The sequence below is a fragment of the Moraxella sp. CTOTU46934 genome, from assembly GCF_031979465.1.
Classification (GTDB): domain Bacteria; phylum Pseudomonadota; class Gammaproteobacteria; order Pseudomonadales; family Moraxellaceae; genus Faucicola; species Faucicola tetraodonis.
This window is the reverse complement of the sequence record NZ_DALZEG010000006.1, coordinates 45951-57450: the sequence shown is the minus strand read 5'-3', so window position 1 is coordinate 57450 and position 11500 is coordinate 45951. Positions and strand designations below refer to the sequence as shown.

At 45.6% G+C, this 11500-nt stretch carries 9 protein-coding genes; 4 read left to right on the top strand and 5 right to left on the bottom strand.

Annotated elements, in window-relative coordinates:
- Window positions 1-8: 8 nt before the first annotated feature.
- Genes RTN07_RS06450 through pepN form a run of 3 tightly spaced genes read right to left on the bottom strand, consistent with a single transcriptional unit; the run spans window position 9 to window position 4833 of the window.
- Window positions 9-794, bottom strand: a complete 786-nt coding sequence (locus tag RTN07_RS06450) for a nitroreductase family protein (RefSeq protein WP_312176697.1) — start codon at window positions 792-794, stop codon at window positions 9-11.
- 21 nt (window positions 795-815) lie between these two features.
- Window positions 816-2078, bottom strand: a complete 1263-nt coding sequence (locus tag RTN07_RS06445; RefSeq protein WP_312176696.1) for a YbfB/YjiJ family MFS transporter — start codon at window positions 2076-2078, stop codon at window positions 816-818.
- Window positions 2079-2133: 55 nt separating this feature from the next.
- A complete protein-coding gene (pepN, locus tag RTN07_RS06440) occupies window positions 2134-4833 on the bottom strand; it encodes an aminopeptidase N (RefSeq protein WP_409455549.1) in 2700 nt (899 codons plus the stop codon).
- 183 nt (window positions 4834-5016) lie between these two features.
- Here pepN and RTN07_RS06435 point away from each other — a divergent pair, with 183 nt between their 5' ends.
- A complete protein-coding gene (locus RTN07_RS06435; RefSeq protein WP_312176694.1) occupies window positions 5017-5484 on the top strand; it encodes an MgtC/SapB family protein in 468 nt (155 codons plus the stop codon).
- 93 nt (window positions 5485-5577) lie between these two features.
- Here the strand turns inward: RTN07_RS06435 and uvrB are convergent, their stop codons facing one another.
- Entirely contained in the window at window positions 5578-7695 is a 2118-nt protein-coding gene (gene uvrB, locus RTN07_RS06430) for an excinuclease ABC subunit UvrB (RefSeq protein WP_312176691.1), read from the bottom strand.
- A 441-nt stretch (window positions 7696-8136) separates the two neighbouring features.
- Here uvrB and metK point away from each other — a divergent pair, with 441 nt between their 5' ends.
- Entirely contained in the window at window positions 8137-9303 is a 1167-nt protein-coding gene (gene metK, locus RTN07_RS06425; RefSeq protein ID WP_095356014.1) for a methionine adenosyltransferase, read from the top strand.
- Window positions 9304-9391: 88 nt separating this feature from the next.
- Window positions 9392-9703 (top strand): DUF3144 domain-containing protein, encoded by a 312-nt coding sequence (locus RTN07_RS06420; protein WP_050325523.1) that lies wholly within the window; start codon window positions 9392-9394, stop codon window positions 9701-9703.
- A 108-nt stretch (window positions 9704-9811) separates the two neighbouring features.
- On the opposite strand, the gene RTN07_RS06415 is transcribed toward RTN07_RS06420, so the two are convergent.
- Window positions 9812-10171 carry a hypothetical protein gene (locus RTN07_RS06415; RefSeq protein WP_312176688.1) on the bottom strand — a complete coding sequence of 120 codons (360 nt, stop codon included), beginning with the start codon at window positions 10169-10171 and terminating at the stop codon, window positions 9812-9814.
- 373 nt (window positions 10172-10544) lie between these two features.
- Here RTN07_RS06415 and prpB point away from each other — a divergent pair, with 373 nt between their 5' ends.
- Entirely contained in the window at window positions 10545-11438 is an 894-nt protein-coding gene (prpB, locus tag RTN07_RS06410; RefSeq protein ID WP_050325521.1) for a methylisocitrate lyase, read from the top strand.
- Window positions 11439-11500 lie beyond the last annotated feature (62 nt).

Sequence of the window (11500 nt, the reverse complement as noted above, 5' to 3'; positions counted from 1 at the left end):
TTTACACGTTATTTTTGTTTTGTCAAAAAACCCTGCGTTTTGAGCCAATCTTCTGCAGCAGCAACATACGGTTGACTATAGTAATCGGCAAATTTTTGACGGTATGGCTTACGCTCACGCGCTTCATTAAAGGTCAAAATGGTTTGCTCGTAATCGGCGAGCATTTGTGGTAACGCGTCAACTTGATACTGATTGTCAAAATACACCGCAGATTTTGGTAAACGCGGTTTTAGGCACATTTCCACGCTAGGTTTACCGATACATAAGCCAAAAATTGGATAGGTATATTTTGGTAGCTGCAGCAGTTCGATTAAGTCATTGGCAATCATACGCAAACCACCAATCGGACAGGTGGCATAACCCAAACTCTCTGCCGCCACCGTGGCATTTTGCGCCGCCAATGCCGTATCGGTAGCGAGGGTAATCAATGTATCACTATCCTTAAACCCCTCAAAGCTGCCGTCATACGCTTGACTGCTCAAATAGGAGCGATAGCCATCCATCACAAATACCAAAAATACACTACATTGGGCTATCTGTGGGTTACGCGGTTGCAAATCGACGATTTTTTGACGTAACGCTTTATCACTGATGTTGATAATGCTGTAGTGCTGTCCGTTTTGCCAACTTGGCGCTTGCTGGGCGCATTTGATGATGTCATTTAATTGCGAATCTGGCACGGTGGCGCTACTGTCAAACTCTCGATACACCCGATGATTTTGTAAAAGTTCAATGGTTTGATTGCTCACAGTTTGATTACTCGTAGCTTGGTTATTCATAGTTTGGTTATTCATGATTGCCCCGTTAAAAGTGATTTAAACATGATTTGATGATTGTTGATGTTGATATAGTCGCCAAAGTAGCGCTACCCCAATAAGCAAAACGATGGCAGAGACGGGTAACAACGCCAGCCAAATATTTTTGCCTGTTGCAACTAGCGCAGTTAGCGGTCCGATAAGCTGCCCAAACGCAAAACTTGCAGTCATCAGCGCACTTAAATTGTATTTAGGATAGTGCGTGACTTGGCTTGCTGCCACTTGTAGCCCTGCCATCGTCACCACCATAAAGGTGCCGCCCACCATCAGCGATGACAACATCAAACCTGCCAACGACTGCCAAAGCGCAGGCAATAACGTGCCAACCGCCATGATAATTTGCGACACTCGCCAAACGCCGAGCAAAGAAAAGTTGTTATAACGGCGCTGTAATCCCTGAGACAATACTACCGACAAAGCCGCCGCCAACCCAAAAAATGGCCAAATCAGCAAATAACTTTGCCCCGATAACCATTGCTTGGCGATTTGTGGCAAAAAAGTCGCAGGTAAAATATAGCCAAACCCAAATAAGCCGTAGGCGGTTAATACATTCGCTAATTTTAGCTTGGCAGGTGTTATGCTAGCGGTAGGATTGGTATGGGTAGCTTTGGTAAGGGAGGTTTCGGCAGCGGCTGTTGAGGCAGCAGCTGTTGAGGCAAACTGCGAGTTGATTTTCGCCAGCAGAAAGGTGACAAGCAGAGTGGCGAGCAGTGCAATCACGCCTAGATACTGCCATAATCGACTCGATAATGGACTGAATGATGACTGAGCCGCGATAGTCACCGTCGCTGATTGAAAAATAAAATAGCTACAAATCAATCCTGTGAGGGTGATACCAATACCCACACCCGTATAAATCAAGCCACTGCTGGCTACCTGTCTTGATTTTAACCAATTGATTGCAAACGCACTGATAGATACCAGCACCCAAGCGCTTGCCACACCCGCCAAAAAGCGTAGCACTAGCAACCAGCCAAAGCTGCTTAGCGAAGCCAGCCAAGTGGTAAGCGTCACCAAGCTGAGACCTAACATGACAAAAAGCGGATGTCGCTTACTTTTAAGCAGTGACAGTGCACCGACCAAATAGCCAATATAGTTGCTGCTTGATAACCACGCCGTTTGCGCAAGATGCACCGTGCCCTCTTGTATCATTAAAGGCAAAATCGGTGTAAAGGCAAATCGCCCGATTCCCATTGCCACCGCAAGCGCGGTACTCGCTAGGATAAAGCAAAATATAATCTGTTGTCGGTCAGATTGTGACATTTTGCGTTACCCCTTGATTTTATTGTTACGGCTTGTCAGCGTTTAAGCTTGCATTTTAAAGATTATTGAGCATACTTTGCAAGGTTTCCTTCACATTTTTGGATGACATATTAGCTTGGCTTAATATCAAAGCCTGTTTAACCATTGACTTTTTGTCTGCTACCAAGGCATTCCAATTTGATAAACCCTGTATCAAACGTGACGCCAACAGTGGGTTACGTTTATCCAAATCTTGCATCATGCTCAAATACTGCTCAACGCCCTGCTGTGTCCAAATTTTGGTAGGCTGCGCAAGCAATCCGCCGAGCACTGCCCGCACCCGGTTTGGGGTATTGATATCAAAGTCTTGATGTGAGGTTAACGCAAAAATATCGGCAACGCTCGCCTGACTGTCATTGGCTTGGACACTAAACCATAAATCCATCACCAATGCATCATGATGAAAGCGTTGGTAAAAATCGGCCAGCCATTCGGCTTTTTGGGGCAAACCATGCTCCACCGCCGCATTTAACGCGCCTAAACGCTCGGTCATACAAGACGCTTGTTGGTACTGGGTAATCGCCCAATGTTTGGCATCACTCACGCCTGCCAATAACGCCATATCCAGCACCACATTTCGCCACGCCCGCACGCCCATGGCTTCGGCTGTATCTTCATACGTGGTAATCGGCAGTTTGGCATACGCACTTTGCCAAATGTCTTTAAGCTCTACCGCCACGGCTTTTTTGACCGCTTGATGACGGGCGCGAACTTGGCTAGGGTCATAGTCGGTCTGAATCGCACTGCCCAGCTCTCGCTCGCTTGGCATATCTAGTAGCCGCGCCGCTAGCATAGGATCGGTTTCTGATAGCGCTGGCAGACTGGCTTTTAATGCCGTGATATAAGCATCGGTATCGGCATTTTGCAATAAAATACGATTGACCAACAACTGTGCCGCTTGCCAACGGTTAAAGCCATTGGTCTCATACTGCATCAAAAACGCTAAATCATCATTGCTATACTCAAAATTGAGCTGAACAGGCGCGGAAAAATCACGAAGCAATGACACTACAGGGTCAAAATCCGCTGTGGTAAACAAACCGTCAAAGTTAAACGTCTGACTATCTTCGCGCAGTAATACCAAATCTTCGTGTACCAGTTGCCCATTGGCACGGTTAAAAATCGCCATTTTGATAGGAATTGGCAAAGCTTTTGGTGCAGGATAGCCTGCCACTGGGCGCGTTTGTTGGCTTAGCGTCAAGATAAGCTTGTCAGCTGTTTTTTCAAAATACCCCGACAACACAGGTGTTCCTGGCTGGGTATACCAATCAATAAATGTTTCAATACTTGGGTCTGCAACGCTCAGTGCAGATAACAAGTCTTCAACCGTCACCGCTTGCCCATCGTAACGGCGGAAATATTCATCCGTGCCTTGACGGAATTTTTCTTTGCCAAGCGTATTGGCAATCATGCGCACGATTTCTGCGCCTTTCTCGTACACTGTGGCGGTGTAGAAATTATTAATCTCGACAAAATGGTCAGGGCGTGGCGGGTGCGCCAATGGGCTGGCATCTTCAGGAAACTGCGCCGCTCGCAATGTTGCCACATCATCAATCCGCTGTACCGCAGGGGAATGCAGACTTTCGGAAAAAGACTGGTCACGAAATACAGTAAAGCCTTCTTTTAGGCACAGCTGAAACCAGTCACGGCAGGTGATACGGTTGCCCGTCCAGTTATGGAAGTATTCATGGGCAATCACCGCTTTGACATTAAAATTACGGCGATCGGTGGTAGTCTCTGGGCTAGATAGGACGCAAGCGGTATTAAAGATATTTAATCCCTTGTTTTCCATCGCGCCCATATTAAACTGGCTAACCGCCACAATCATATAGCGGTCAAGGTCATACGCCCGTCCGTAGTTGTCTTCGTCCCATTTCATTGAGTCTTTTAACGCTTGCATGCCGACATGGCACTGCTCGATGTTCTCATGTTTGGCATATAATTCAAGCAGCACTTCACGCCCTTCACTGGTGACATACTGATCGGTCAATACGTCCAAATCTGCCATCACGCAAGCGAATAGATAACTCGGTTTTTTGGTAGGGTCTTGCCACACCGCAAAATGACGGTCGCCCGCAAGCTCGCCTTGGTCAATTAAATTACCATTGGCAAGCAGCGTTGGGTAAGTTTTATCGGCTTCAATGCGTGTGGTAAAGGTAGCAAGCACATCGGGACGGTCTGGATAAAAGGTAATTTTACGAAACCCTTCTGGCTCACACTGGGTACAGAACATTTTGTCCGCCCCTTCCCCTGCTTGGTATAAGCCTTCTAGACTGGTATTGGTTTGCGGCACGATGGTGACAATGGTGGTAATCTGACAAGTGTCTGGCGCATTAACAATCGTTAGGCTTTCTTGGTCTAGTTGGTAGTCGCTTTCGCTTAAAGTTTTGCCGTTTAAGGTAATTGATTCAAGTTGTAATTCTCGTCCAAAGAGTACCAAATCGCCTGCCGTGTTTCTTGTCATGTCAAGATTGGCGGTGACAGTTGCATGCTTTTTATCAGCGCGGTCAAACAACTCAATTTTTAAGTCAATGTGATTGACACTAAAGACCGGCGGTGTGTAGTCTTTTAGATAGATTTTTTGCGGTTGGTTACTATTTAATTGGTGACTATTTAAACTGGGGTCTGGCGTGGGTATGTTAGCGGGTACATCGGGCATTTCGGTGTTTAATAGCTGGGGGTTTTCGGTTTGGTTGGTTTCGGTGACGTTGGTCATATATTTCTTTAGCTCGCAATGTGTTGTTAAAAATTATTCTCATTCAATGTGGCTATTATGCCATAATTAATGACATTTTTTGGTCACAAACCATAATGACTTTGTTATTACATTTTCATGCTATTTTTTTTATTTTTATCGGATAAAATTTCAACTCTTCTTGACTCATTTGTGGGTGACATGATGGATAATTTTGTAGGTAATTTATTTGATTTAGATTGGAAATTGATGGTAGTTCACATGTTTCAAATGGTGATAGCATTTGTGTTGGTATTACCTGTAGGCTACAATCGTGAGAACAGTCGACAAAACATTGGGCTGCGCACTTTTCCGCTTGTAAGCCTAGCAAGCTGTAGTTTCGCGCTGCTTGCGTTCGAAGTGCAAGGCGATGACCCGAGCGCGATGGGGCGCATCGTAAGCGGCGTGGTAACGGGGATTGGCTTTATCGGCGGCGGTGCAATTCTCAAAAAAGATGGCATGATTGAAGGGACATCGACAGCGGCTGCGATTTGGTCGGCAGGCTGTGTGGGCGTGGCAGTGGCGATGGGACGGCTAGAAATTGCGGTATTGATTAGTGTGTTTATGGTAGGGATTTTTTATTTTGTTAGTCCGTTAAAACAAAAACTTAGCAAGGAAAATGATGATGTTTAATGTAAAAAGTTGGATGATAGCTTAAACTTGCCCCAAGAAAAGCTGTTGCTTTTCTTAGGGTAAAACCGCTCATTTAACACCCATCGTCTACCATCATTGCAACACAAACTCTCTTAGGCTTACCACTTTATCGCGCACTTTTGCCGCTTCCTCAAACTTCAAATCACGCGACAAGGCTTTCATCTCTTTTTCTAACCGAGCAATCTCTTTGGCAAGCAAATCAGGCGAACGCAAAATCGAAATATCCACATCAGGGAACGCATGGGTGACCGCAATCGCTTGGTTATCATTCGGGGCTTCTGCCTCGCCTGTGTCGATTTTATCGGTAATCTGACGGCGAGCGGATGTCGGCGTGATGCCATGTTCCTCGTTATACGCCATCTGTTTGGCACGGCGACGCTCGGTTTCTTCAATCGCTTTTTGCATACTTGGGGTAATGCTGTCAGCGTACAAAATCGCCTTACCATTGACATGGCGCGCGGCACGACCGATGGTCTGAATGAGCGAACGCTCCGAGCGTAAAAAGCCTTCTTTATCCGCATCAAAAATCGCCACCAAGCTCACCTCAGGCATATCCAAGCCCTCACGCAACAGGTTGATACCGACCAGCACATCATGCACGCCTGTGCGCAGTTCATGGATGATTTTCATCCGCTCCACCGTGTCAATATCCGAGTGCAAATAAGCGACTTTGATATTGTATTCTTTTAGATAACTGGTCAAATCTTCTGCCATGCGTTTGGTGAGCGTGGTAATCAGCACTCGCTCATCTTTGGCTTTACGAATGTTGATTTCTGATAGCACATCATCAACTTGGGTCAAGACAGGGCGAATCTCAAGCTGTGGATCCACTAGACCTGTCGGACGTACCACTTGCTCTACGACCTGCTCGCTATGCTCAAGCTCGTATTGGGCAGGGGTCGCCGACACAAAAATGGTCGCAGGGGTAATACGCTCCCATTCTTCAAACATCAGCGGGCGGTTATCCATCGCAGACGGTAGGCGAAAGCCATAATTGACCAAGGTTTCTTTACGACTTCTATCGCCTTTGTACATCGCGCCGACTTGTGGCACGGTTACATGGCTTTCATCAATAAATAGCAAGGCGTCGGGCGGAATATAGTCAAACAACGTCGGCGGTGCTTCACCCGCAGGACGTCCCGATAAATGGCGCGAATAGTTCTCAATGCCGTTACAGTAGCCAAGCTGTTGAATCATTTCCAAATCATAAGTGGTACGTTCTTTGATACGCTGTGCTTCAATCAGTTTGTCATGCGCTCGAAAATACTCAAGGCGTTGTTCAAGCTCGGCTTTGATAGTACCACTGGCTCTTTCTAACTTGTCTCGTGGGGTGACGTAGTGAGATTTTGGATAGATGGTAATGCGTGGCACACTGCGCACGTTCTTACCTGTCAACGGGTCAAACCAAGTGATTTTTTCCACTTCATCATCAAACATACTGATACGCACCGCAAGCTGTTCAGACTCAGCGGGGTAAATATCTAGCACTTCACCACGCAAACGGTAAGTACCTCGCCCAAAGTCAAGCTCGTTACGCGTATATTGCAACTCCACCAAGCGTTTGAGCATGGCAGTGCGATCGATTTTGTCACCCACTACAATGTGGAGGAGCATTTTTAGGTAGCTTTCTGGGTCGCCTAGACCATAAATACAAGACACCGATGCAATGATAATGGCATCACGACGTTCGAGTAGCGCACGCGTGGCCGACAGTCGCATTTGGTCAATATGGTCATTAATGGCGCTGTCTTTTTCGATAAAGGTATCACTGGCAGGCACATATGCTTCAGGCTGATAGTAGTCGTAATAACTGACAAAATACTCCACAGCATTGTGGGGAAAGAACGCCTTAAACTCGCCATATAGCTGGGCGGCAAGGGTTTTGTTGTGTGCCATGATAATGGTGGGACGCTGGCATTGGGCAATCACTTTTGCCATGGTGTAGGTTTTACCTGAGCCTGTCACCCCCAAAAGCAGCTGACCGTGCATGCCGCGCTCAATGCCATCAACCAATTTGGCAATCGCTTGCGGTTGGTCGCCTGAGGGTTCAAATTCGGTCACCATCTCAAAGGGTTTACTTGAGATTTGGGTGCCACTGGCATTGACACCGGTGATTTGGGCATCATCTTGGATTTGGCGGGCAAGTTGGCTAAGTTCACGTTCGGAGCGGGAAGATTGAGGTGGTCGCATTTTATTGTCTTTATCGTAGTCACAGATGGGTAAATAATGGGGTTGATGGGTGAGAAGTTAAAGCAAAATAACGCGAAATATTGTATCAGTGATTGGGTTTATCAAAAAAGACCACCCATTAACAAACCACCTATCATCAAACTTGTTAAAATTACCCCATTAGCCTATTCCAGTTAGGCATTTAAAAGCATTAGGTTAATTTGGCAAAATCCCTTATAATATCCCCTGACTTTTTCCACTTTAGCGGCAGTGACTTGTATGAGTCATTTTGCTATTAGTCATATTAATCATTTTTTCGTTAATCATTTTGCAAACTTGCTCGTGCTGTATTGCAGTCCGTGACTTTCTATTTTTGCTTTGTTCTTGTTTTAAAATGTAAAATAGAGATAGGTTTGCAAAGCGATTAATTTTCTATCACCCTTGATATAATGAGAAAATTAAATGCGTGAATATCAACTATTTACCTCTGAATCCGTCAGTGAAGGTCACCCAGACAAACTCGCTGACCAAATCTCTGATGCTATCCTTGACGCCATCCTTGAGCAAGACATCCATGCGCGTGTGGCGTGCGAAACCTTGACCAAAACAGGCGGCGTGGTGCTGGCGGGTGAAATTTCTACCACCGCCAATGTTGATTTTGAAAAAATCGTGCGTGATACCGTCCTGCGCGTTGGCTACAATAGCTCAGAGTTGGGCTTTGATGGTGCCACCTGTGCGGTTATCAATATGCTTGGCAAACAATCCCCCGAAATCGCCCAAGGCGTTGACCGCTCGCGCCCTGAAGAGCAAGGTGCTGGTGACCAAGGTTTGATGTTTGGTTATGCCACCCATGAGACGGATGTGTTGATGCCCGCCCCTATTCAGTTTTCCCATCGTTTGATGGAAAAGCAAGCGCAATTGCGTAAAGACGGCACATTAGCGTGGCTGCGTCCCGATGCCAAAGCGCAAGTCACGGTACGCTATGATGGCGACAAACCTGCGTTTATTGATGCGCTGGTACTATCAACTCAACACGATCCAAGTATCTCGCAAAAAGACTTGCATGAAGCAGTCATGGAAGAAATCATCAAGCCTGTCATCCCAGCTGCCATGCTGCACAAGGACACGAAGTATCATATCAACCCAACCGGGTTATTTGTGATTGGTGGTCCTGTGGGGGATGCGGGTTTGACGGGTCGTAAAATCATCGTAGACACGTATGGCGGTATGGCGCGTCACGGCGGCGGCGCGTTCTCAGGTAAAGACCCATCAAAAGTTGATCGCAGTGCAGCCTATGCAGGACGTTATGTTGCCAAAAATATCGTAGCGGCAGGACTGGCGGAGCGCTGTGAAATTCAAGTCAGTTATGCCATTGGGGTGGCAGAGCCAACCTCTATTTCTGTCAACACTTTTGGCACGGGCAAAATCAGCGATGACAAGATTGTCGACTTTATCCGCCAGCATTTTGATTTACGTCCGTATGGTATCACGCGTATGCTTAACCTACTCCAGCCCATGTATGAGCAAACAGCGAGCTATGGTCACTTTGGTCGCCAGGGTACTGAAACCGCTTTTACTTGGGAGCGTACTGACCGCGCGGCACTACTTAAAGCAGACGCGGGTTTATAATTTTATTGACGAAATACAAGATTTGTAGGGTGCGTTTTACGCACCTTTTTAACGTTTAATTGATGGTAGAAAATTGTAGAGAAAAATTATGAGCGAAAACACCAACCAAATCACCGAAGAAATGAATGCGTTTTATGAGCGCGCTGATGAGTTTATCCAGCTTGCCAATACCCTTCGCACCGATGATATACACGCAGGTAAAATCAATGCCTCCATGCTGTATGCAGTCGCGCGTTTTAGCGCATGGACAGCGGCAACGGGCTTTGTCAAAGGCAGTGACTACGCCAAAGAAAAGCAAGATATTATCGAACATTTCACCAAGAATTTTGAGCGTATGCTGTCGGATAATATTGACGATTATGCCGAAAACTTCCAAAAATACATGCAAATTGGCAATTGATTGCAGTCCAACAACATGAGCATTTCATTAAAAAAGCGTATTGAATCATCATACGCTTTTTTTATTGCAGCGCTTATCATCTACACCCGCAATTATTTGAACAATTAATTATTTAAACAATCGATAAAACAACCAACCTATTATCAAGATGACCAAGATAATCACACTCACGCGTTTCACCCATCTTGGCAATAACGGTAGGGTGATATTTTCTTGTTTGAGATGATTATCAAGCCCTTGTGTCAATGTGCTAAAGCCTTGCTCTTTAGTCTCTACTGATGACGCAGGATGAGCAGTAGGCGGCGTTTGACTGTTTGTCGCTAACGCTTGATTTTCATACGCATCTATTTGTTGTTTTGCCTCATCTAAGCTAATCCCCTGCTCTTGTGCGTGGGTTTTGATGGCGATGACGTAGTTTTTTTTATCGACCAGTTGCTTAATATGACTCGGTAACGTTGATTGTGCCATAAGTAATTCCTCAAATCTTAATCCGTATATGATGCCTAGTTTGTTAAACTTATTTTAGAAGAATGTAGCAACGAACGCCTATTTATTGTAAATAAATGTAAATAAACACTTCACACTTTGCGCAAAATATTCACCTTTTAAAAGTTAGCGCGACTAATTATGTAAAAATAGAAGTTTACTATTTATTTTTCGCATACTGTTATTTTTACTTAACTTAATTTTTAAAAATGGCGTACTGACGGTTAGTTTTTTTGTGCGTATACTTATGGATATACTAAGGCAAAGCAGCAAATAACCTGTCCTACACCTAAAGCAGGGCTGATTAACACTAACTTTGCTATTTTCCCCTTCAATCATGTAAAAAGGAAGCAACATGGCACCTATCTCTGCAGGTCGCAAATTCCGTGACGCCATCGAGTCTGAAAAAGCCGAAGGTCGTCCCCTTCAAATCGTTGGTACTATCAATGCCTACACTGCCATGATGGCAAGTCAGGTCGGTCATAAAGCAATTTATCTCTCAGGTGGCGGTGTTGCCAATGCCTCATTTGGTTTGCCTGACCTCGGTATGACGAGCCTTAACGATGTATTGACCGATGCCACCCGTATCACCAATGCGGTGGACACGCCCTTATTGGTTGACATCGACACGGGTTGGGGTGGCGCATTTAACATCGCCCAAACCATCAAACAAATGGAAAAAGCAGGCGTTGCCGCTGTTCATATCGAAGACCAAGTGGCGCAAAAACGCTGTGGTCATCGCCCCAACAAAGAAATCGTCTCAACCGCTGAAATGGTTGACCGCCTAAAAGCTGCGCTGGATGCCAAAGTTGACCCAGATTTTGTGGTGATGGCACGAACCGATGCGCTGTCAGTGGAAGGTTTGGATGCTGCGGTTGAACGTGCGGTGGCGTTTCAAGAAGCAGGCGCGGACATGATTTTTGCTGAAGCATTGACCGATATCGCCATGTACCGCAAATTTACCGACGTGTTAGACATTCCTGTGCTTGCCAATATGACTGAGTTTGGTCAAACCGACCTTTACAGCACCAAAGAGCTGTTTGACGTGGGCGTTGACATGGTACTTTATCCATTATCTGCGTTTCGTGCGATGAATAAAGCCGCCCTCAATGTCTACCAAGCGTTAAAAGATGAAGGCGTACAAACCTCCGTGGTCGACACCATGCAAACCCGCATGGAATTGTATGATTTCTTAAATTACCACTCATATGAGCAAAAATTGGACGCATTATTTAAATCAAAAAAATAATTAACGAACTTTGCTAATTACTTAAGACTAAACACTGAATGCCAAACACTGAATAAAGCTAA